The sequence below is a fragment of the Roseospira goensis genome (genome assembly GCF_014197795.1).
GTDB lineage: Bacteria > Pseudomonadota > Alphaproteobacteria > Rhodospirillales > Rhodospirillaceae > Rhodospira > Rhodospira goensis.
Genome location: NZ_JACIGI010000032.1, coordinates 1 through 21,932, shown reverse-complemented (window position 1 = coordinate 21,932; position 21,932 = coordinate 1). Strand labels below are relative to the sequence as shown.

At 72.3% G+C, this 21,932-nt stretch carries 16 protein-coding genes and 1 other RNA gene; 9 read left to right on the top strand and 8 right to left on the bottom strand.

Going from position 1 to position 21,932, the window contains the following annotated elements; translation table 11 throughout:
- Positions 1–307 precede the first annotated feature (307 nt).
- The 6 genes from GGD88_RS14970 (at position 308) to purL (ending at position 9,392) form a co-directional block, all read left to right on the top strand.
- A complete protein-coding gene (locus GGD88_RS14970; protein ID WP_184436870.1) occupies positions 308–1,294 on the top strand; it encodes a transcriptional regulator GcvA in 987 nt (328 codons plus the stop codon).
- 75 nt (positions 1,295–1,369) lie between these two features.
- Positions 1,370–5,164 (top strand): cobaltochelatase subunit CobN, encoded by a 3,795-nt coding sequence (cobN, locus tag GGD88_RS14965; protein ID WP_184436868.1) that lies wholly within the window; start codon positions 1,370–1,372, stop codon positions 5,162–5,164.
- A 159-nt stretch (positions 5,165–5,323) separates the two neighbouring features.
- Positions 5,324–6,094, top strand: coding sequence for a phosphoribosylaminoimidazolesuccinocarboxamide synthase (purC, locus tag GGD88_RS14960; RefSeq protein WP_184436866.1), 771 nt, complete (start codon positions 5,324–5,326; stop codon positions 6,092–6,094).
- A 33-nt stretch (positions 6,095–6,127) separates the two neighbouring features.
- A complete protein-coding gene (gene purS, locus GGD88_RS14955) occupies positions 6,128–6,364 on the top strand; it encodes a phosphoribosylformylglycinamidine synthase subunit PurS (RefSeq protein WP_184436864.1) in 237 nt (78 codons plus the stop codon).
- 113 nt (positions 6,365–6,477) lie between these two features.
- Positions 6,478–7,170 (top strand): phosphoribosylformylglycinamidine synthase subunit PurQ, encoded by a 693-nt coding sequence (purQ, locus tag GGD88_RS14950; protein WP_184436862.1) that lies wholly within the window; start codon positions 6,478–6,480, stop codon positions 7,168–7,170.
- On the top strand, positions 7,167–9,392 hold the full coding sequence (purL, locus tag GGD88_RS14945; protein ID WP_184436860.1) for a phosphoribosylformylglycinamidine synthase subunit PurL: 2,226 nt from the start codon (positions 7,167–7,169) through the stop codon (positions 9,390–9,392). The genes purQ and purL overlap by 4 nt, the downstream gene beginning before the upstream one ends.
- 183 nt (positions 9,393–9,575) lie before the next feature.
- Here the strand turns inward: purL and GGD88_RS14940 are convergent, their stop codons facing one another.
- Together GGD88_RS14940 and GGD88_RS14935 are read right to left on the bottom strand one after the other, a co-directional pair.
- Positions 9,576–11,639 (bottom strand): hypothetical protein, encoded by a 2,064-nt coding sequence (locus tag GGD88_RS14940; RefSeq protein ID WP_184436858.1) that lies wholly within the window; start codon positions 11,637–11,639, stop codon positions 9,576–9,578.
- Complete coding sequence (locus GGD88_RS14935) at positions 11,626–11,799, bottom strand: hypothetical protein (protein WP_184436896.1); 174 nt, start codon at positions 11,797–11,799, stop codon at positions 11,626–11,628. Before GGD88_RS14935 ends, GGD88_RS14940 begins: the two co-directional genes overlap by 14 nt.
- Positions 11,800–12,019: 220 nt before the next feature.
- Here GGD88_RS14935 and GGD88_RS14930 point away from each other — a divergent pair, with 220 nt between their 5' ends.
- Genes GGD88_RS14930 through GGD88_RS14920 form a run of 3 tightly spaced genes read left to right on the top strand, consistent with a single transcriptional unit; the run spans position 12,020 to position 15,056 of the window.
- Entirely contained in the window at positions 12,020–12,619 is a 600-nt protein-coding gene (locus GGD88_RS14930) for a shikimate kinase (protein ID WP_184436856.1), read from the top strand.
- The gene (gene aroB, locus GGD88_RS14925; protein ID WP_184436853.1) at positions 12,616–13,731 is read left to right on the top strand and encodes a 3-dehydroquinate synthase; all 1,116 of its coding nucleotides are present in this window, start codon (positions 12,616–12,618) and stop codon (positions 13,729–13,731) included. The genes GGD88_RS14930 and aroB overlap by 4 nt, the downstream gene beginning before the upstream one ends.
- Positions 13,732–13,769: 38 nt before the next feature.
- Positions 13,770–15,056 (top strand): HlyC/CorC family transporter, encoded by a 1,287-nt coding sequence (locus tag GGD88_RS14920; protein WP_184436851.1) that lies wholly within the window; start codon positions 13,770–13,772, stop codon positions 15,054–15,056.
- 286 nt (positions 15,057–15,342) lie between these two features.
- Here the strand turns inward: GGD88_RS14920 and rho are convergent, their stop codons facing one another.
- The 6 genes from rho to GGD88_RS14890 form a co-directional block, all read right to left on the bottom strand.
- Complete coding sequence (gene rho / locus GGD88_RS14915; RefSeq protein ID WP_184436849.1) at positions 15,343–16,599, bottom strand: transcription termination factor Rho; 1,257 nt, start codon at positions 16,597–16,599, stop codon at positions 15,343–15,345.
- A 451-nt stretch (positions 16,600–17,050) separates the two neighbouring features.
- Positions 17,051–17,551, bottom strand: coding sequence for a hypothetical protein (locus GGD88_RS14910; RefSeq protein ID WP_184436847.1), 501 nt, complete (start codon positions 17,549–17,551; stop codon positions 17,051–17,053).
- A 100-nt stretch (positions 17,552–17,651) separates the two neighbouring features.
- Positions 17,652–19,262 (bottom strand): fumarate hydratase, encoded by a 1,611-nt coding sequence (locus tag GGD88_RS14905; RefSeq protein ID WP_184436845.1) that lies wholly within the window; start codon positions 19,260–19,262, stop codon positions 17,652–17,654.
- Between the two features lie 79 nt (positions 19,263–19,341).
- Entirely contained in the window at positions 19,342–19,890 is a 549-nt protein-coding gene (locus tag GGD88_RS14900; protein WP_343056386.1) for an SspB family protein, read from the bottom strand.
- A gap of 74 nt (positions 19,891–19,964) precedes the next feature.
- Positions 19,965–20,356, bottom strand: a transfer-messenger RNA (tmRNA) gene (gene ssrA, locus GGD88_RS14895).
- A gap of 212 nt (positions 20,357–20,568) precedes the next feature.
- On the bottom strand, positions 20,569–21,645 hold the full coding sequence (locus GGD88_RS14890; protein WP_184436843.1) for a Fe(3+) ABC transporter substrate-binding protein: 1,077 nt from the start codon (positions 21,643–21,645) through the stop codon (positions 20,569–20,571).
- Between the last annotated feature and the right edge of the window lie 287 nt (positions 21,646–21,932).

The window sequence follows — 21,932 nt, the reverse complement described above, 5'->3', positions numbered from 1 at the left end:
GCCCGTCCTGCCCCCTTGGTGTGGCGTGATGTGTGGCGCGGTGTGGCCCGCGGTCGCGCCGGCGTCCGGCGTGCCGCCAGGGATGTGGCGCAGACGGCCGGCTCTGACAACCCCGCGCGGGGCCGGGCCGACCCCCGGCCGGTCACGGCATCCGGCCGAGGCGCGGGCGACGCATGACTTTTCGTGCGCCCCGACCCGAGGGATTTTCATGCCCGTGCGGGCGAAAACCGGTCCGTCCGCGCCGGCGCGCGGCGTAGACTGCCGGGTCCACCCGCCGTGTGTCCCCCTCAACGCCGAGGCGCCTGCCATGTCGCCCCGCCGCCTGCCGCCGCTCAACGCCCTGCGTGCCTTCGCCGCCGCCGCCCGCCACCTGTCGTTCACCCGCGCGGCCGAGGAGCTGCACGTCACCCAGGCCGCCGTCAGCCATCAGGTCAAGGCCCTGGAGGAACACCTGGGGGTGCCGCTGTTCCGGCGCGGCACCCGCGCCATCCACCTGACCGAGGCCGGGCAGCGCTACGCCTGCCGGGTGCGGGATGCCTTCCAGATCCTGCACGAGGCCACCGAAGCCCTGTGCGCCCAGGAGGCCGCCGGGCGGCTGATCGTCGCCACCATGACCAGCTTCGCCGCCAAGTGGCTGATCCCACGCCTGGGCGACTTCCTGGCGGCGCACCCGGAGATCGAACTGCGGCTGGAAACCGGGCTGCTGCCGGTCGACCTGGACGGCGGCGCGGCCGACGTGGCGATCCGCATGGGGCCGGGACCCTACCCCGGGCTGCACGCCGAGGTGTTGATGCGCGACGAGGTGTTCCCGGTGTGCGCCCCGGCGCTGCTGACCGGGGCGGCGCCGCTGCGCACCCCGGCCGACCTGGCCTACCACGTGCTGTTGCAGGACGGCGGCCTGGACTGGGCGGTATGGCTGGCCGCCGCCGGGGTGCAGGGGGACTTCGACCCGCACCGCGGCCCCGGGTTCGTCGATTCGACCATGAGCATCCAGTCCGCGGTGGCCGGCCATGGCGTGCTGCTGGGGCGCACGGTGCTGATCGCCGACGAGCTGGCCGACGGCCGCCTGGTGGCGCCGTTCGACCTCGCCATCGAGAGCAACTACGCGTACTGGTTCCTGTGCCCGCCCGATCGGCTGGACGCTCCGCGGGTGCGGGCGTTCCGCGTCTGGCTGCTGCGCCAGACCGCGGCCGCCTGTCTGGCGCGTCCGGTGTCGCGCATCATCCCGACCGCCGAGGCGCCGGGGGTGATCTACAACGCCCTCACCGGGCGGCCCAACGCGGGGTGGGTGTAGCGCAGGGTCCGGTCCGGCGGTATCCCCGGCGCACGTGGGGATGACCCGCGCCGCCATCCGCCCTACTGTCGCGCCATGCATCTGCTCGCCGCCACCCCCGGGGTGGTCAGCGACGGCAGCGAGGCCGTGGACCTGGGCCAGGACCCGGCCGACATTGTCGTGCTGACCGCCGCCGATACCGAGATCGCCTGCCTCAGCACGGCCCGCGCCCGCCTGGGACCGGGGGCGCCGTCGCTGCGCCTCGCCAATCTGACCCGGCTGGGCCACCACTACTCGGTGGACCTGTACGCCGACGCGGTGCTGCGCCACGCCAAGCTGATCGTGGTGCGGCTGCTGGGCGGGACGGCCTATTGGTCCTACGGGGTCGAGACCCTGACCCGGATTGCGCGCGAGACCGGGGCGGCGCTGGCCCTGCTGCCCGGGGATGCCACCCCGGATCCGGCGCTGGTCGAGGCCTCCACCGTGCCGCCGGCGGAGGCGCACCGGCTGTGGCAGTATCTGGTCCACGGCGGGGTGGACAACGCCGAGCAGATGCTGCGCCGCTGCGCCGATCTGCTGGGCACGCCGGGCTTTGCCGACTGGCGCGCGCCGGCGCCGCTGCCACCGGCCGGGCGGTACGGCCCCGCCCCGGCGGGCGCGCGGCCGGTGGTGGCGCTGGTGTTCTATCGCGCCCTGGCCCAGGCCGGCGACCTGGCGGTGGTCGACGCCCTGCGCGACGCGCTGGACGCGGAGGGGCTGGACGTCCTGGCCGCGCATGTCACCAGCCTGAAGGACCCGGTGGCGGCCGGCCTGCTGGGCGAGATCCTGGCCGACAGCCCGCCCGACCTGATCCTGAACCTCACCAGCTTCGCCGTCGCCACGGCCGAACAGGCGCGCGAGGACCCCTTCGCCGCCCACGACGGGCCGGTGCTCCAGGCGGTGCTCGCCAGCGGCTCGGCCGAGAGCTGGCGCGACGGCGCCCACGGCCTGATCGCCCGCGACATCGCCATGGCGGTCACCCTGCCGGAAATGGACGGCCGGGTGTTCACCCGCGCCGTCTCGTTCAAGGGCCTGCACCGCTGGGACGCGGACGCCCAGGTGGACGTGACCGGCCACGTGCCGGCCCCGGACCGCGTCGCCTTCGTCGCTGCCCTGTGTGCCGCCTGGGTGCGGCTGCGGCGCACGCCGCCGGCGCAACGAAGGGTGGCGGTGGTGCTGGCCAACTACCCCAACAAGGACGGCCGCCTGGGCAACGGCGTGGGCCTGGACACGCCCGCCGGCACGGTGCGGGTGCTCGACGCGCTGGCTGCCGCCGGCTACCGCGTCGACGACCGCCCGGCCGACGGCGCCGATCTGATGGACCGGCTGCGCGCCGGCCCGACCAACGCCCTGGAGGCCCGGGGTGCGCGCTTGATCCGCGTGGTGCTGCCGCTGGCGACCTATCGGGCCGCCTTCGATCGCCTGCCCGAGGCCGCCCGCCGGGAGGTCACGGACCGCTGGGGCGATCCGGCCGACGATCCGTCGTTTCTCGCCGAGCGGGGCGGATTCGCCCTGTCCATGATGGTGCTGGGGCATGTGGCCGTCGGCATCCAGCCGGCGCGCGGCTACCACATCGACCCGGTGAGCAGCTACCACGACCCGGCGCTGATCCCGCCGCACGGCTACCTCGCGGTCTACGTCTGGATCCGGGCGGTGTTCGGCGCCCATGCGGTGGTGCACATGGGCAAGCACGGCAACATGGAGTGGCTGCCGGGCAAGAGCCTCGCCCTGTCCGCCGCCTGCTGGCCGGAGGCGGTGTTCGGGCCGCTGCCGCACCTCTACCCGTTCATCGTCAACGACCCGGGCGAGGGCACCCAGGCCAAGCGCCGCGCCCAGGCGGTGATCGTCGACCACCTCACCCCGCCGCTGACCCGCGCCGAGAGCTACGGCCCCTTGCGCGACCTGGAACGGCTGGTGGACGAGTACCACGAGGCCGCCGGTGTGGATCCGCGCCGCCTCAAGGTGCTGCGCTCCGAGATTCTCTCGCTGGCCGAGACCAGCGGGCTGGCGGCGGACCTGGGGCTGCCGCCGGCGCGCGATGCCGACGACGAGGCCGGGGCCGGGGCCGCCCTGGCCGCGCTCGACAATCACCTGTGCGAGCTGAAGGAACTTCAGATCCGCGACGGCCTGCACGTGTTCGGGGTCTCGCCCACGGGCGACCAGCGCACCGACCTGCTGCTGGCGCTGGCGCGGCCGCCGCGTGGCGACCGCCCGGCCGACGCCTCGCTGATTCGCGCGCTGGCGGATGATCTTGGTCTGTTGATCGCCTTGGGGCCGGCGGATGACGGTGGCGGTACCGGGGCCACCGACGCGTCGCTCCTGTTCGATCCGCTCGACAGCCGCGACATGGGCCGGTCCTGGCCCGGCCCGCGCCCGGCGGTGCTGGCGGCGTGTCTGGCCGAAGAGCCCTGGCGCTCCGTCGGGGATACCGTGGAGCGGCTGGAGGCGCTGGCCCACGCCCTGGTGGCGGGGGTGCGCGCCCCCGACCCGGCGTGGACCGCCACCCGCGCCGTGCTCGACCATGTGCGGGAGCGGCTGGCGCCGGCGGTGGACGCCTGCGGAGCGGCCGAGATCCAAGGGCTGCTGACCGGGCTGGACGGCCGCTTCGTGCCGCCCGGCCCGTCCGGCGCGCCCACGCGCGGCAAGCCGGAGGTGCTGCCCACCGGACGCAACTTCTTCTCCGTCGACAGCCGCCGGGTGCCGACCCCGGCGGCCTGGACGCTAGGCTGGCGCTCCGCCACGCTGCTGATCGAGCGCCACGTGCAGGACCACGGCGACTGGCCGCGCGCGGTGGCGCTGTCGGCCTGGGGCACCGCCAACATGCGCACGGGGGGCGACGACATCGCCCAGGCGCTGGCGCTGATGGGCGCCCGGCCGCGCTGGGAACCGGCGTCGGGGCGGGTGATCGGGTTCGAGATCCTGCCGCTGTCGGTGCTGGACCGGCCGCGCGTCGACGTCACCCTGCGCATCTCCGGCTTTTTCCGCGACGCCTTCCCGGCCCAGGTGGATCTGGTGGACTCGGCGGCGCGAGCCATCGCCGCGCTGGACGACGAGCCGGCCGCGCTGAACCCGCTGGCCGCCACCGCCCGCGCCGAAGCCGCCCGCCTGGCGCGCACGGGTGTGCCCGAGGCGGACGCGCGGCGCCGCGCCGGGCACCGGGTGTTCGGCTCGCGCCCCGGGGCCTACGGCGCCGGGCTGCAGGCGCTGATCGACGAGCAGGGCTGGGAGACCGACGCCGACCTGGCCGCCGCCTATGTGGCCTGGGGCGGGTATGCCTACGGCGACGGGGCGGCCGGGGTCGAGGCCCGGGGCCTGTTCGAGGACCGGCTGGCGCGCGTGGATGCCGTGATCCACAACCAGGACAACCGCGAACACGACCTGCTGGACTCGGACGACTACTACCAGTTCGAGGGTGGGCTCACGGCGGCGGTGCGCACCCTGTCGGGCGCCCAGCCGGCGGTCTATCACAGCGACCACAGCCGCCCCGAGGCCCCGCGCGTGCGCACCTTGCAGGAGGAGATCGCCCGCGTGGTGCGCGCCCGCGCCGTCAATCCGAAGTGGATCGCCGGGGTGATGCGCCACGGCTACAAGGGGGCGTTCGAGATCGCCGCCACGGTGGACTACCTGTTCGCCTTCGCCGCCACCGCGCGGTGCGTGAAGGACCACCACTTCGACCTGATGTACGACGCCTATGTCGAGGATCCGGCGGTGCGCGGCTTCATGGCCGAGGCCAACCCCGACGCCCTGCGCGAGATGGCGGCGCGCTTCCAGGAAGCCCTCGACCGCGGCCTGTGGCGGCCGCGGCGCAACGACACCGGCCCCCGTCTGGCGGCCCTGCTGGCGGCGGCGTAGGGGCGCCCGCGCCGCCGTCCGAGAATCGGCCTTTCACCCGCCCCCGCCCCGCGCTATGGTGCGCGCGACGTCGCCCCGGGTCCCCGGGGGCGGGCGTGCCCGTATTGTTTCCCTTCCCTGCGCCGCCCGCCGGCGGCGCCACCCCACAAGACGACACTGATGGCCCGACGCAGACAGATCTATGAAGGCAAGGCCAAGGTCCTGTTCGAGGGACCGGAGCCCGGCACCCTGGTGCAGTACTTCAAGGACGACGCCACCGCCTTCAACAATCAGAAGAAGGGCACCATCACCGGCAAGGGGGTGCTGAACAACCGCATCAGCGAGTACCTGATGCAGCGCCTCCAGGACATCGGCGTCCCGACCCACTTCATCCGCCGCCTGAACATGCGCGAGCAGTTGGTGCGCGAGGTCGAGATCATCCCCATCGAGGTGGTGGTGCGCAACGTCGCCGCCGGTTCGCTGTCCAAGCGGTTCGGAATCCAGGAAGGCACGGTGCTGCCGCGCTCCATCGTCGAGTACTACTACAAGAGCGACGAGCTGGGCGACCCGATGGTCACCGAGGAGCACATCACCGCCTTCGGCTGGGCCACCATCCAGGACCTGGACGAGATGATGAGCCTGGCGCTGCGGGTCAACGACTACCTGTCGGGCCTGTTCCTGGGCATCGGGCTGAAGCTGGTGGACTTCAAGCTGGAGTTCGGCCGCGTCTACGACGACCAGACCGACGAGATGCATCTGGTGCTGGCCGACGAGATCAGCCCCGACAACTGCCGCCTGTGGGACGTCAAGACCAACGAGCGCCTGGACAAGGACCGCTTCCGCCGCGACCTGGGCGGCGTCGAGGAGGCCTACCAGGAGGTCGCCCGCCGGCTCGGCATCCTGCCCGAAGGCGGTCCGCGCGACATGCCCGGCCCGTCCACCCTGCAGTAGCCCCCTTTTCCCCCTGTCCGGAGGTCCCGTACCGTGAAGGCGCGCGTTCATGTCACCCTGAAGGCCGGCGTTCTCGACCCGCAGGGCAAGGCCATCGCCCACGCGCTGCACGCGCTCGGCTTCGACGGCGTGCGCGACGCGCGCCAGGGCAAGGTGATCGAACTCGACCTGGAGGACGACGACCCCGAGGCCGCGCGCGCCCGGATCGACGACATGTGCCGCCAGCTTCTCGCCAACACCGTGATCGAGACCTACCGGATCGAGCTGTAGGGGCCGCGGGCGGTCGGCCCGCCGCCGCCCGGCGCTCCGGCGCCGATGCACCCTCCTCGTGCGGCTGGCCGGCGGTCGGCCGCTGCCGTCCCTTCGTGACGAGAGACCCGCCCGTGAACTCCGCCGTCATCGTCTTTCCCGGCTCCAACTGCGACCGCGACGTCGCCGTGACCCTGGCCGACGTCACCGGTCGCGCCCCCGTCATGCACTGGCACGGCGACCCCGACCTGCCCGACGACCTCGACCTGATCGTCATCCCGGGCGGGTTTTCCCACGGCGACTACCTGCGCTGCGGCGCCATGGCCGCCCATGCCGCCGCCATGGCCGGGGTGCGCCGCGCCGCCGATCGCGGGGTGGCGATCCTGGGCATCTGCAACGGCTTCCAGGTGCTGTGCGAGAGCCACCTGCTGCCCGGCGCCCTGATGCGCAACCGCGACCTGCGCTTCATCTGCCGCGACGTCCACCTGCGGGTCGAGACCACCGACACGATGTTCACCGCCGGCTACGCGCCGGCCCAGGTCATCCGCCTGCCGATCGCGCATCACGACGGCAACTACGTGGCCGACCTGCCCACCCAGTGCGCCCTGGAGGACGAAGACCGCATCGTGTTCCGCTACTGCGATGCCGGCGGCAAGGTGACCGAGACCGCCAATCCCAACGGCTCGCTCGACAACATCGCCGGTATTCTGTCGGAGAGCCGCACCGTGCTGGGCCTGATGCCGCATCCCGAGCGGCTGGCCGACCCGCGCCTGGGCGGCACCGACGGCCGCGCCCTGTTCGTCTCGGTGATGGAGGCGCTGTCGTGAGCACGCAGCAGCAGCAGAAGACGGAACCCGCGATCACCCCCGAGATCGTTGCCGAACACGGCCTGACCCCGGACGAGTACCAGCGTGTCCTGGACATCCTGGGCCGCACCCCCAACCTGACCGAGCTGGGCATCTTCTCGGTCATGTGGTCGGAGCACTGCTCCTACAAGTCCTCGAAAAAGTGGCTCAAGACGCTGCCGACGACGGCGCCCTGGGTGATCCAGGGACCGGGCGAGAACGCCGGCGTGGTGGACATCGGCGACGGCCTGGCCGCCGTGTTCAAGATGGAAAGCCACAACCACCCGAGCTTCATCGAGCCCTACCAGGGCGCGGCCACGGGCGTGGGCGGCATCCTGCGCGACGTGTTCACCATGGGCGCCCGCCCGGTGGCGAACCTCAACGCGCTGCGCTTCGGCGCCCCGGATCACCCGAAGACCCGCCACCTGGTCTCCGGCGTGGTGGCCGGTATCGGCGGCTACGGCAACTGCGTCGGGGTGCCCACGGTGGGCGGCGAGGTCGACTTCCACCCCGACTACAATGGCAACATCCTGGTCAACGCCATGACCGTGGGGGTCGCCCCGGCCGACCGCATCTTCTATTCCAAGGCCAGCGGGGTCGGAAACCCGGTGGTCTACGTCGGCTCCAGGACCGGCCGCGACGGGATCCACGGCGCCACCATGGCCTCGGCCGAGTTCAGCGCCGATTCCGAGGAGAAGCGCCCCACCGTTCAGGTCGGAGATCCGTTCACCGAGAAGCTCTTGATCGAGGCCTGCCTGGAGCTGATGGCCACCGACGCCATTGTCGCCATCCAGGACATGGGGGCGGCCGGCCTGACCTCGTCGAGCTTCGAGATGGCCTCCAAGGGCGGCCTGGGCGTCGAGCTGACCCTGGACCGGGTGCCGATGCGCGAAGACGGCATGACGCCCTACGAGCTGATGCTCTCCGAGAGTCAGGAGCGCATGCTCATGGTGCTCCAGCCCGGCAAGGAGGCCATGGCCGAGGCGGTGTTCCGCAAGTGGGACCTGGACTTCGCGATCATCGGCCGCCTGACCGACACGGGCCGCATGGTGCTGACCTGGCACGGCGAGACGGTGGCCGACCTGCCCATCGACCCGCTGGCCGAGGCGGCGCCCGAGTACGACCGCCCCTGGGCGCCCACGCCGCACCAGCCGGTGGTGATCGCCGACGACGTCCCGGTGCTGCCCTGGACCGAGGCCCTGGTGGCCCTGATGGGCGGGCCGGATCTGTCCAGCCGGCGCTGGATCTGGGAACAGTACGACCACATGGTCATGGGCGACACGGTGCAGCGCCCCGGCGGCGATGCCGCCGTCGTGCGCCTGCACGGGACGGACCGCGGCCTGGCGATGACCACCGACTGCACGCCCCGCTACGTGCGCGCCGATCCGGTCACGGGCGGCCGTCAGGCGGTGGCCGAGGCCTACCGCAACCTGACCGCCGTCGGCGCCCGGCCGCTGGCGGTCACCGACAACATGAACTTCGGCAACCCCGAAAAACCGGTGATCATGGGCCAGTTCGTCGGCGCCTGCCGCGGGCTGGGCGAAGCCTGCGCGGCGCTCGACATGCCGGTCGTCTCCGGCAACGTCAGCCTCTACAACGAGACCGAGGGCCGCGCCATCCCGTCGACCCCGACCATCGGCGCCATCGGCATCCTCGACGACCTGGACCGCATGGCGACGGTCGGGTTCAAGGCGGCGGGCGAGGCGGTGATCGTGATCGGCGAGACCGCGGCGATGCGCGCCGGCGGCGGCTGGGTCGGCCAGAGCCTGTACCTGCGCGATCTCTGCGGCCGCGAGGAAGGGGCGCCGCCGCCCGTGGACCTGGAGCACGAGCGCCGCGTGGGGGAGACCGTGCGCGGCCTGATCCAGGCCGGGCGGGTGAGCGCCTGCCACGACGTCTCGGACGGCGGCCTGCTGGTGGCGGTGGCGGAGATGGCGCTGGCCGGCGGTCTCGGCGTGACGCTGGATCTGGCGCCGGCCACGGCCGCCCTGTTCGGCGAGGACCAGGGCCGCTACGTCGTCACCGTGCCGGCCGAGGCGGCGGACGCCGTCCTGTCCGATCTGGGCGACCTCGCCCGGCGTATCGGCACCACCGGGGGCGAGGCCGTGGCGATCGGCGGCGAGGCGGTGCCCCTGGCCGATCTGCGCGCCGCCCACGAGGGCTTCTTTCCCGCCCTGATGGGGGACGAGATCGTCGCGTCGTAGCCGTCGTCGGCGTCATAGGCGTTGTCCGCGCGCGGTGCGACGTCGAGCCTAGGGCGGAACACCCGAATACGGAATCGCATGGTGATTTCGAATTCGGGCGTTCCGCTCTGAAACCAACAGATCGCGCCGAGTCACGCTCGAAATCGGCCCCACCCCGGCGGTTCCGGTTTCGAGCGATCGGCGCTAGATCCCGCGTGCCAGCAGCGCCTCCAGCGCCACGCGCCGCGCATCGGCGGTCAGGTCGAGCGCCCGCAGGGCGCCGATCACCGCTTGCAGCGTCTCCAGCGACGCCCCGGCCGGCCCTTCCGGTCCCAGCGCCCGCAGCGCCAGCGCCAGCGCCGCGCCGGGGCGACCGTCCCCGACCGCGCGTTCCAGGGCGGCGAGCCGGTCGGCGTCGGTGAAGCCGCCGTCGACCGCCACCGCCTCCACGAACACGCGGCTCGATTTGATCGGCAGCCAGTGCACCGCCTGCACCGGGGCGCCCAGCGCCTCCAGCACGTTCAGCAGCACCACATGGTCGCGGTCGAGCACCCGCCGGGCCTCGGCGCCGTCGCCCAGACGCGCCGCCCGGGCCTGGCGCCACAGCACCAGCCGCTCGCCCGGCAGCGGATCGCCCAGCGCCGCGTCCGCCACCCGGGCGATCGGCCACAGCAACGCGGCCGCGTCCTCGGCATCGGCGTCGCCGGCGCGGCCCTGCTGACCCAGCCGCCGCAACCAGGTCCGCCCGGCCTCGATCGACCCGGCGGCATACAGCGCGCGGCCGGCGGCCGCGCCCAGGAAGGCCGGCACGGCGGGCTCGACCGGAATCGCGCGGATCAGCGGCGCATACAGGGCCGCATGCAGGGGATACAGCACGGGCGTCTTGGTGCGGCTGGTCTCCAGCGGATGCAGCAGCCCCTCGGCGAGGCGCTCGGGATCGGTCTCGCGCGCCAGGATGGCGTAGGCCAGGGCGCGGTCCAGCGCCGTCCCGCCCAGCACCACCCGCGAGACCGGTGTCTCCAGGTCGCGCGGGTCCACGTCCAGGTCGCGCCATGCGGTGGCCAGGTCGTCGATGGACACCGCCCCCACCGCCGCCGCCCGCTCGGCCGCCGCGGCGATCAGCGACGGCGGCCCGCCGCCGCCCAGCGCCAGGGCGCGCGCCGTCCAGGGCTCTCCGGCGCGCAGCGCATCGGCCGGCGCGTCCAGGTCGGGCAGCGCCCGCAATAAACGGTAGGCCAGCGCCGAGGCCCCGGCGAAGCTGTCCGGCGCCGGGCTGTCGAGCCCGGCCAGGCGTTCGGCCAGCAGCATGAACGCCCCGTCGCTGCCGCGCTCGTCGCCGGCCGCCGCGCCGCCGCCCATCTCGCGCAGCAGGGCGAGGCCCAGCAGGGCGCGATCGCGGGCGCCATCCAGCAGGTCGCAGTGGATGGCGGCCTGTTGCCACACCGGATCGACATAGCCCGCCCCGACCCCGCGCGCCAGCGCGCACACCCGATCGTCGCGGCCCTCGATCGCCAACGCGCGCAGCCGGGCGCGATCGGCCTCGGCCCCGGGGCCGAGCGGTTCGGCCAGCGCCACCAGGTCGTCGGCCGGGCCGCCCAGCGCCGCCAGTCGCCCGACCCGCAGCGCCAGCAGCGCGCGCGCGGACAGGCCCGGCGGCGCGGTCTGCACCGTCAGCAGCAGGCGCCGGCGCAGGTCGGCCACGATCGGAGACGGCACCGTCAGCGGCAGCGCCGCCACCAGGTCGCGCACCCGCGCGCCCGAGGTGCCCGCCCACAGGTCTTGCGGCAGCCCGCCGGGGCGCGCCGGCAGCACGCCGGTGGCGTCGCCGACCGGCGCGGGCGGCGCCGCGCGCGCCGGCACCGGCGGCTTGGTCGGCGGCCCGGGCGGCGGCAGCGCGCGTTCCTCCTGGGTCAGCCCGCCGGGCGGCGGCGCGATCTCGCGCGGGGGATCCAGCGACGGCATCGCCCCCGGGGGCGCGGCGGGTCGCACCGCGGGCGCCGCCTCGCGCGGCGGAGCGGCGGGCGCGGTCGTGTCCGGGGGGGTCAGCGCCGGGGGCACCGCCGCCGGCGGCGGCTCGAACTCGGAGTCGGGCTCGGGCTCGGACTCGGGCTCCGGCGCCCGCCAGTCCGGCGGCACCAGCGGCAGCGGCTGTCCCGTCCCCCCGGCGGGCGGCGGCGCCTGGGCCAGCGCGGGCACGGGCGCGGCCGCGCCGGCAAGCAGGGCCAACAGCGCCAGACCCGCGCCGGCGGTCCGCCTAGAAGCGGTCATTGGGGATGACCTTCTCGACCGGGCGGGTCGGCGGCTTCATGTCCCAGGTCGCCAGCACGGCCCCGCCCGCCACCACCAGGGCCAGCAGCAGCAGCCCCAGCACCTTCAGCAGAACGCCGGACCGTTCGTCTCCCGCGTAGCGACCGCGTCGTCGTGCCACCGTCGTCTCCCCCTCGTCCGCTCGTGGTCCGCTCGTGGTCCCCTGGTGGTCCTCTGGTGGACCCCTCGTCCCCTCGGTGCGGCGGCCGCCCGGCCGCCGCGGCGCTGGACAGCGCCGCCGCCCCGGTCTACACACACGATCTCCGGACACGAAACGTCCGCAACGTCCGCGCGGCGGACGTCCCCGCGACAATGTCGAGGATCGATGCTAGGTTTGGACCATGGCGACCGCGAGGCAGTGTAGAGAGCGCCCGGCCCCGACGCAACGCATCGACGATCCGCGCACCGTGGTCCTCGTGGGGCTGATGGGCGCCGGCAAGAGCTGCGTCGGGCGCCGCTTGGCGGCCCGGCTGGAGCGGCCGTTCGTGGACACCGACGACGAGATCGTCAAGGCCGCCGGGCTCAGCATCACGGATATCTTCTCGGTCTACGGCGAGGCCGCCTTCCGCGACTGCGAACGCAAGGTCATGGCCCGCCTGCTGGAGGGGCCGTCGTGCGTTCTGGCCGCCGGCGGCGGCGCCTTCATCGCCCCGCAGACGCGCGCCCTGATCCGGGCGCGGGCGGTGTCGGTGTGGCTGCGCGCCGACCTTGACGTGCTGGTGGCCCGCACCGCCGGGCGCACCCACCGGCCGCTGCTCAACACGGGCGATCCGCGCGCCAAGCTGAAGGCGCTCATGGACGACCGCTATCCGGTCTACGCCGAGGCCGACATCACCGTCCCCACCGGCACCGAGAGCGCCGACCGCACCACCGCCCAGGTGCTGGAGGCCGTGCGCGATTTCGTTACCGCCCACCCGGCCGGAGAGGCCCCCCCGGCATGAGCACGCCCGCCGCCGTCACCGTCCCGGTCGCGCTGGGGGAGCGCCGCTACGACATCCACATCGGTCCCGGCCTGCTGGACCGCGCCGGCGACCTGCTGCGCGCCGCCGTGCCCGGGGCGCGCCGCGCCATCGTGGTCAGCGACGAGACCGTGGCCGCGCTGTACCTGGAGCGGGTGCGGACCGCGCTGACGTCCGCCGGCGTCGAAACCGGGGCGCACATCGTGCCGGCCGGCGAGGCCAGCAAGAGCCTGAGCCGCCTGGAGGACCTGCTGGAGGCGCTGCTCGGCTTCGGCCTGGAGCGCGGCACGCCGGTGATTGCCCTGGGCGGCGGGGTGGTCGGCGATCTGGCCGGGTTCGCCGCCGCCGTGGCCCTGCGCGGTGTGCCGTTCGTGCAGATCCCGACCACCCTGCTGGCCCAGGTGGACAGCAGCGTCGGCGGCAAGACCGCGGTCAACAGCCGCCACGGCAAGAACCTGATCGGCGCCTTCCACCAGCCCCGGCTGGTGCTGGCCGACACCGACACCCTGGACACCCTGCCCCGGCGCGAGCTGCGGGCCGGCTACGCCGAGACCGCCAAATACGGCCTGATCGGCGATGCCGCGTTCTGGGACTGGCTGGAAGCGCACGGCACCGCCCTGCTGGACGGCGACGCGGCGCTGCGGACCGAGGCCATCGCCACCAGTTGCCGCGCCAAGGCCGCCGTGGTGGCCGCCGACGAGCGCGAGGCCGGGCAGCGCGCGCTGCTCAACCTGGGCCACACCTTCGGCCACGCGCTGGAAGCCGAGACCGGCTACGGCGACGCCCTGCTGCACGGCGAGGCGGTGGCGATCGGCATGGTCATGGCCTTCGACCTGTCGCACCGGCTCGGGCTGTGCCCGGGCCAGGACGCCGAACGGGTGCGCCGTCACCTGGCCGCCGTCGGCCTGCCGGTGCGCCCGGACCCGGCGCGGACCTGGGACGTGGAGCGCCTGCTCGGCCACATGGCCCGGGACAAGAAGGTCAAGGACGGCCGCATCACCTTCGTGCTGGCGCGCGGCATCGGCCGCGCCCATCTCCAGGACGACGTACCCGCCGACGCCGTGCGCTCGACCCTTGCCGCAAGCCTGACCTGAGACGGCGCGCGGCCCCGCCCCCTCACGACCCTGAACCCATGATCGAATCGCTCATCGCCATCCTGGTGCTGCTGGTCCTCTCCGGCCTGTTCTCCGGCTCCGAGACCGCGCTCACCGCCGCCTCGCGCCCGCTCATGATGGAGCTGGAGCGCGGCGGCGACCGCCGCGCCCGCACCGTCAACACCCTGCTCAAGACCCGCGAGCAGCTCATCGGCACCATCCTGCTGGGCAACAACCTGGTCAACATCCTGGCCTCGTCACTGGCCACCAGCGTGCTGATCACCGCCTTCGGCGAAGCCGGCGTGGCCTATGCCACCGCCGGCATGACGGTGCTGGTGCTGATCTTCGCCGAGATCCTGCCCAAGACCTACGCGCTGACCCACACCAACACGGTCGCGCTGGCGGTGGCGCCGGTGATGCGCGGCCTGACCTGGCTGCTGTGGCCGGTGACCCGGGTGATCCAGGGTCTCGTCCAGGTCATGCTCAAGGTGTTCAAGGCCGATGCCGGCCAGGAGAAGACCGCCGCCCACGCCCTGGCCGAGTTGCGCGGCGCCATCGAGCTGCACACCGCCGAGGCCGATGGCGACGGCCCCTCCGGGCGCACCGTGCGGCGCGAGCGCGCGATGCTGAAAAGCGTGCTCGACCTGGCCGACGTCGAGGTGGGCGAGATCATGGTGCACCGCTCCAAGCTGGTGATGATCGACGCCGACCTGCCGGCCTCCGAGATCGTCGAACAGGTGCTGAACAGCCCCTATACCCGCATTCCGCTGTGGCGCGACCGCATGGACAACATCGTCGGCGTGCTGCACGTCAAGGCGCTGCTGCGGTCCGTGCAGGCCTTCACCGGCAACCTCGACGAGATGGATGTGGTCGGGCTGGCGGCGCCGCCCTGGTTCATTCCCGACACCACCCGACTGCTGCACCAGCTCCAGGCGTTCCGTGAGCGCCGGGAGCACTTCGCCATGGTCGTGGACGAGTACGGCACCATCATGGGTGTGGTCACCCTGGAGGACATCCTGGAGGAGATCGTCGGCGAGATCAGCGACGAACACGACATCCAGGTGGCCGGGGTGCGGGGGCAGGCGGACGGCTCCTACGTGGTGGCCGGTGACGTCACCATCCGGGACCTGAACCGCGAGTTCGAATGGGCGTTGCCCGACGACGTCGCCAACACCCTGGCCGGGCTGATCCTGCACGAGGCCCGGCGCATCCCCGAGCCGGGACAGACCTACCGCTTCCATGGCTTCCGCTTCGAGGTGCTGAAGCGGGTGCGCAACCGCATCACGTCGATCCGGGTGGTGCCGGAGGAGGCCGGCGGCCGGTGACGGCGCACCGGATCGCCGGGGGCGATCGGCGCTAGGGCAGGTCGTGATCCATCTGACTCATACCGGCAGGCTCTTGTTCTGACTCGTCGAGACAAGAGCCATCCGCCGCTTCGCGGCGCCGGTGCGGTCGCACCACCCGGCCGACGACGGACGTTCGTTCAGTCCTCGGCCGCTATCACGCCGTGTTTCGGATTGGTCACGTGACTCCGCCCTGACTCAAAGAGTGAGAGCGGATTGACGCCCGGCATTGGAGCCCGAGAGCGGGTCCAATGCCGGGCGATCCGCCCTAGCTGTTCATGGACTCGAAGAAGTCGGCGTTGTTCTTCGTTTCCTTCAGCTTGCCCAGCAGGAACTCCATCGCGTCCTGCACGCCCATCGGCATCAGGATGCGACGCAGCACCCACATCTTCGACAGCGTCGGCTTGGGCACCAGCAGCTCCTCCTTGCGGGTGCCGGAGCGGGTGATGTCGATGCTGGGGAAGATGCGGCGGTCGGCCAGCTTGCGGTCCAGGATGATCTCGGAGTTGCCGGTGCCCTTGAACTCCTCGAAGATCACCTCGTCCATGCGCGAGCCGGTGTCGATCAGCGCGGTGGCGATGATGGTCAGCGAGCCGCCTTCCTCGATGTTGCGCGCCGCGCCGAAGAAGCGCTTGGGCCGCTGCAGCGCGTTGGCGTCGACACCGCCGGTCAGCACCTTGCCCGAGCTGGGCACCACCGTGTTGTAGGCGCGCGCAAGGCGGGTGATGGAGTCGAGCAGGATGACCACGTCGCGCTTGTGCTCGACCAGCCGCTTGGCCTTCTCGATCACCATTTCCGAGACCTGCACGTGACGGCTGGCGGGTTCGTCGAAGGTCGAGCTGACCACCTCGCCGCGCACCGAGCGGTCCATGTCGGTGACCTCCTCCGGGCGCTCGTCGATCAGCAGCACCATGAGGTAGACGTCGGGATGGTTGGCCGCGATGGCGTGGGCGATGTTCTGCAGCATCATCGTCTTGCCGGTGCGCGGCGGCGCGGTGATGAGCGCGCGCTGGCCCTTGCCGAGCGGGGTCACCAGGTCGATGACGCGGGTGGTGAACTCCTTGCGGGTCGGCTCGTCCAGTTCGAGCTTCAGCTTCTCGTCCGGATACAGCGGCGTCAGGTTGTCGAAGTTGATGCGGTGGCGGACCTGATCCGGCTCCTCGAAATTGATCGTGTTGACCTTGAGGAGCGCGAAATAGCGCTCGCCGTCCTTGGGGGCGCGGATCTGGCCTTCGACGGTATCGCCCGTGCGCAGCGAGAAGCGCCGGATCTGGCTGGGCGAAACGTAGATGTCGTCCGGGCCGGGCAGGTAGTTCGCCTCGGGCGATCGGAGAAAGCCGAAGCCGTCCTGCAGGATCTCCAGGACCCCCTCGCCGAAGATCGGGGTATCGTTGTCCGCCAGTTGCTTGAGGATGGCGAACATCATCTCCTGGCGGCGCAGGTTGCTCGCGTTCTCGATCTCCAGCTCCTCGGCGAACGCCAGAAGATCCTTGGGTGTTTTCTTTTTCAGGTCCTGCAAGTGCATGATTGTCTCGACGATCGCGCGGAGGGGGGAGGAAAGGCGGGACGATGCGGCGGACCGGCCGCGGGGCCGAGCGCCACGCCGGCCGGGCGCGGTCCGGCGGGCCACCGGGAAACGGAGCCGGGATCCGGTCGGGCTCACGCCGGGATCGGGGGAGCGCACGGGCAGACCGGGACGCGGTCCAGGAACCGGGAACGTGCCGCGGGGCCCACCTGGCGCCGGCACAGCCGGGACGCGCCAAAGGGGCCATGTCAGTCCGTTGACCACCCATACCTGCACGCTTCAAGTGCAGCCGGCGGCTCGGATGACGGATCATTTTGGAGGGGTCGGGACCGTCCGGGCAAGGCCGGACCCTCCTCACAATAGGAAAGACGGGCATGCGCCGCAAGCGAAAAAGCGTTGCCGGCGCGGCCAAATCGCGCGCGGCGCCATCACCGAGTCAGGCATCGCGGGGTCAGAACCCGAACGGCGCGACGACCCGGCTGACGGGCACCGCCGCCGCCCGGCACGCCAGACGGCGCCCGGCCCGGTCCGCGCACAGGGGGAAGTCGCGGATCACGACCGCCCCCAGGCCGTCACACGGCGCCGCCAGGGCCGGGAAGGTCGCCGCGGTCGTGCGCCCGCCCGGGCGCAGCGGCATGGCGAGGACCACCACCTCGCGCAGGACCGCACCGCCGGGATCGAACAGCACCAGCCGCAGGCTGAAGGTCTCGACCCGGACGCCCCCGTCGTTGCGGATGCGAAGGGTGGCGCGACACGGCCCCCGGCCGCCGTCGTCTTCCAGGGCCGTCAGGGCGATGGTCACGCTCCCGGGCGCCAGATCGGCCGCGGGCGCCGCCTCCGCCGCCCCCGGGGCCACCGCCAGCAGGCCGGCCAGGGCGGCCGCCCGCGCGGCAAGCACGGCGCGACCGAGACTGCGACGCGGCCGGGACGGAACGCGGACCGGGGCGTTCATGACGGCTCGGGACCTCCCGCGCGGATCGCTCTGACGCCCGCCACTGTAGACAGGCGCCCGCAGGCCGTCAAAGCGGCCGGGCCGGGCGTGGGCTGGGGCGCTACACCTGACGGAAGAAGTCGTTGCCCTTGTCGTCGACGATCACGAACGCCGGGAAGTCCTCGACCTCGATGCGCCAGACCGCTTCCATGCCGAGTTCGGGATACTCCAACACCTCGACCTTCTTGATGCTGTCGAGCGCCAGCGAGGCCGCCGCGCCGCCCACCGAGCCCAGGTAGAACCCGCCGTGGCGCGCACAGGCGTCGGTCACGGCCGGGGAGCGGTTGCCCTTGGCGATCATCACCAGGGAGCCGCCGGCGGCCTGGAACTGGTCGACGTAGGCGTCCATGCGCCCGGCGGTGGTGGGGCCGAACGAGCCCGAAGCCATGCCCTCCGGGGTCTTGGCCGGGCCGGCGTAGTACACCGGGTGGTCGCGGATGTAGTCGGGCAGCGGCTCGCCGGCGTCCAGGCGCTCCTTCAGCCTGGCGTGGGCGATGTCGCGGGCGACGATCATCGGGCCGTTCAGGCTCACGCGGGTCTTGATCGGATACTGGCTGAGGGTGGCGCGGATCTCGGCCATCGGCCGGTTCAGGTCGATGCGCACGACCTCACCGGACAGCTTCTCCTGCTTGACGTCCGGCATGAAGCGGGCCGGGTCGGTCTCCAGCCGCTCCAGGAACACGCCGTCGCGGGTGATCTTGCCCAGCGCCTGACGGTCGGCCGAACACGACACCCCGATGCCCACCGGACACGAGGCGCCATGGCGCGGCAGCCGCACCACCCGCACGTCGTGGCAGAAGTACTTGCCGCCGAACTGGGCACCGATGCCGAGCCGGCGGGTCATCTCCAGCACCGCCTGTTCCGTCTCCAGGTCGCGGAAGGCATGGCCGGTGTCGCCGCCCTGGGTCGGCAGCCCGTCCAGGTAGCGGGCTGAGGCCAGCTTGACCGTCTTCAGGGTGGCCTCGGCCGAGGTGCCGCCGATGACGATGGCCAGGTGGTAGGGCGGACAGGCCGAGGTACCCAGGGTCTTCACCTGCGCCTCCAGGAAGGCCATCAGGCTCTTCGGATTCAGGAGGGCCCGGGTCTGCTGGTACAGGAAGGTCTTGTTGGCCGAGCCGCCGCCCTTGGCCATGAACAGGAACTTGTACTCATCGCCCTGGGTGGCGAACAGGTCGATCTGGGCCGGCAGATTGTTGCCGGTGTTGACCTCGTCGTAGAGTGTGCGCGGCGACATCTGCGAGTAGCGCAGGTTGAGCCGGCCGTAGGCATTGGCGACCCCGTCGGACAGCGCCAGCGCATCGTCCGCCCCGGTGAACACGCGCTCGCCCTTCTTGCCCAGGATGATGGCGGTGCCGGTATCCTGGCACATGGGCAGCACCATGCCGGCGGAGATGTTGGCGTTCTTCAGCAGCTCCAGGGCCACGAAGCGGTCGTTGGCCGAGGCCTCCGGGTCGTCCAGGATGGCCCGCAACTGGGCCAGGTGGCCGGGCCGCAGCAGGTGGGAGATGTCGCGGAACGCCTCTTCGGTCAGGCGGGTCAGGGCGGTCGGGTCGACCACCAGCAGGTCCTGGCCGCGGACCCGGTCGAGGCCGACGAAATCGCCCTCCAGCTTGCGATAGGGCGTGTCGTCGCCGACCAGGGGGAACATGTCGGCGAAGGCGGCATCGAGCATCGGCGGGGCTCCCAAGCGGCGCGCCGCAGCCCCCGCCTCGCGGGGAGCGCCGGCGACGGGTTGCGGGTCGTCTCGGGGGTTACTGCTTCTTGCGGAAGGCGTCGAGCGCGATCACGTTGGCCCCCTCCGGATCGGCCGGATCCGGGGCCTCGCCCGACGCGGCGGCGCGGCTGCGGTCGTCGTTGGTCTCGCCCTCGCCCATCAGCGATTCCCAGTCCGGGCCGCCGTCGTCGTCGATCTCGTCCAGGTCGGCGTCGGCACCCATCTCGGTCTGGAACTGGAGCCCGAAGCTGGCGTGCGGGTCGGCGAAGGCGGTCACGGCGGCGAAGGGCACGCGCAACCGTTCGCGCTTGCGGTTGAAGCTGAGGGTGACCTCCAGCGCGTCGTCGAACACCTTCAGGTCCCAGAACTGGTTCTGGAGCACGATGGTCATGTCCTGGGGGTGCTGGGCGCGCAGCCGGTCGGGCAGCACCACGCCGGGGCGGGTGGTCTCGAAGGTGATGTAGAAGTGATGCTCGCCGGGCAGTCCGCCCTGCGCCTCGACCACCCGGAGCGCGTCGCGCAGCACCCCGCGCAGCGCGGCCTCGACCATGCGGTCGTACTGGAAGGTGGTGACTTTCTCGCTCACGTCGCTGATCCCGTGTGCCGGACGTGCATCGGTGGTCGGTGGAGAAGCACCGCGCGCGGGTGGGCGGCGGCGCGAGTGGGGGGCTTCTGTTGCCAGGTGCCCCCCGGACCCCGCCCGGACGTGCTACCGCCCGGGGCTTTGATCGGTCACCGACGCCGCATTACGCGGCGGCAGCTTCCGGAGCATAGTTGTCGTTGGCAACTATTGCGTTTGGCCCGATAACGGTGGTGCCATGCCGGACGCAACCTGCCTCTTTACCACGCGTGTCGATCCTGTTTCGCCCCCATGGTTCGCCCCAAGGTCGCGGTTCCGCCTCCGGTCGCGGAACCGCTCCCTGGTTCGGCAAATGGTGGAGGCGCCGGGTACTGCCCCCGGGTCCACTACGCTTATTCCAGACAGGGTTTAGCGTCATAGCCGGCGAACCGGCCCCTCGAATATAGGACGCCGGTCGCGCCGATGCAAAGGCCCCGTTCGCCGCTGGGGCTATGGCGCGGCCGGGGCGAGCCCAGCGGCCCGGTGCAGCACGGAGTCGGGGCGCCGGCCGCGCCCAGCCGGCGCCCCGTCCGACCGCCGCCCGGGGAGACGACGGGCGGCGGGATCGCGGAACGGCGTATCTGTCCTAGCGGGCCGCCGCTGATGCCCGACTGACGGCGCCGAAGCGGCGGCGGCCCACCCGGCCTAGCTGTTGTAGCCCACGCTGTTGACCATCATCAGCGCCCGGCCCCGGTACTTGGCGACCTCGGACAGCGACAGCGGATCCATCTTGAAGTCACCCCAGGACCGCAGCAGGTCGGACCAGGCGACGTCCGGCTTGACTGGGTATTCGTGGTTGAGCTGGGCGTACATCTCCTGCGCCCGGTCGGAGACCAGGAACTCCATCAGCGCCACGGCGTTGTCGCGATTCGGCGCGGCCTTGGTCATGGCGACCCCCGACAGGTTCATGTGGGTGCCGGAGCCGTCCTGGTTCGGGAACACGATATAGGCCGCCTCGGCCCAGGCGCGCTGCTCCGGGTCGTCGAGCATCTTGCCCATGTAATAGGTGTTGCCGATGGCCAGGTCGCACTGCCCCTCCATGATGGCCTTGACCTGGGCGCGGTCGTTGCCCTGCGGGCGCCGCGCCAGGTTGTCCTTGAGGCCGGCCAGCCAGGCGCGGGCGGCGTCCTCGCCCTTCTCGGCGATCAGCGCGGCCAGCAGGGCGACCTGGTAGGGGTGATCGCCCTTGCGGGTGCACACCCGGCCCTCCCAGCGTGGGTCGGTCAGGTCGGCGTAGGTCTCGACCGCCCCCTCGGGGACGCGCTCCTTCGCGGCGTAGATGACGCGGCCGCGCAGGGTGAGGCCGAACCACTTGCCGTCGGGGTGGCGGTACTGGGCCGGGATCGCCGACTCGAGGGTGGCGTTGTCGACCGGCTGCACCACGTCCAGCTCGACCAGATCGTTCAGGTGGCCGATGTCGGCGGTGAACACCAGGTCGGCGGGGCTGTTGTCGCCCTCGGCGCGCAGGCGCTCGGCCAGGCCCTCCTTGGCGAAGACCACGTTCACGCCGATGCCGGTTTCCTCGGTGAAGGCATCGAACAGGGGCTGGATCAGGAATGCCTGCCGGGTGGAGTAGACGTTGACGTCCGGATCCGCGGCCCGTGCCGCCGGGGCGGCGGGCAGGGTGACAGCAAGCGCGGCCAGCGCCAGGGCGCCGCCGGCGAAACCGGCGCGGAGCGCGCGGGTCGCGCGTGTCGCGCGGGGCAGAGTGGAGCGAACCATGGGCAGCAAATCTCCGTCGAGGGCGGGCCAAGAGGGGGACCACCGGGGGCGGGCGGTCCGGGTCGGAACCGAGAGGCGTCGGACGGCGGCGGGCGAATGCGGAGAGTCCGCGGCGACGTGACGACAGGAGGCACCCTCCCATAACTGCGAATGACTATCAATATCGAATATGGGCGCGGATACTGCCATTTTTTTGGTTCATGACGGAAAATCGGGGAGGGGCGGACAACGGGACGGTCTGACACACTGGTAGTTGCGACACGACACAGACTGCCAGGGAGGCCCCG